The sequence below is a fragment of the Candidatus Pelagibacter communis genome, assembly GCF_001179945.1.
Classification (GTDB): domain Bacteria; phylum Pseudomonadota; class Alphaproteobacteria; order Pelagibacterales; family Pelagibacteraceae; genus Pelagilacustribacter; species Pelagilacustribacter ubique_A.
The window spans coordinates 1-502 of record NZ_CVSG01000061.1 but is presented as its reverse complement, the minus strand read 5'-3'; the positions used below and the strand labels follow the sequence as shown (position 1 = coordinate 502).

The 502-nt window shown below is 28.1% G+C and carries 1 protein-coding gene; it reads right to left on the bottom strand.

The genetic code is table 11. The features are described from left to right. Positions 1 to 502, bottom strand: a 502-nt coding sequence (locus tag AMN78_RS01545) for a dihydrodipicolinate synthase family protein (protein ID WP_179850595.1), incomplete at both ends; no start/stop codon positions are given.

The window sequence follows — 502 nt, the reverse complement described above, 5'->3', positions numbered from 1 at the left end:
ATCGTTTTTAGTCTGTAGATTTTTATTTTCAAAATCATCAAACACTTTTCTAGCTATTGAGTGGGTTACATTTGTTACTGCAGAAATGCATCCAGAACATCCAAGTTTTAATCCCTTAAGCAACTTTGCTTCTGATCCTGGAAACATCAAAAAGTTTGAAATTTTTAAAGTTTCAAACAAGTTATAACTCGAGTCTTTACAACCAATTATGTTTTCTGGGAATACTTTAACAAGCTTTGTTACTGCTTCAGCTGAAAACTTATAGCCGCTTAATTTTTCAAAATTATATAAAATTATTTTTACTTTAGGTGTTGCAATTATTATTTTCTTATAAAATTCAAAAACTCCCTCATCAGTATTTCCTTTATAATAGGCAGGAGGCATAATTAAAAAATCTCTAAATTCATACTCCATTGCATATTTTATTAAATCAATATTATCATTTAGAGAATTACATCCAGTTCCTAAAAAGAATTGTTTTCTTAATTTGTGGCTGGCAATT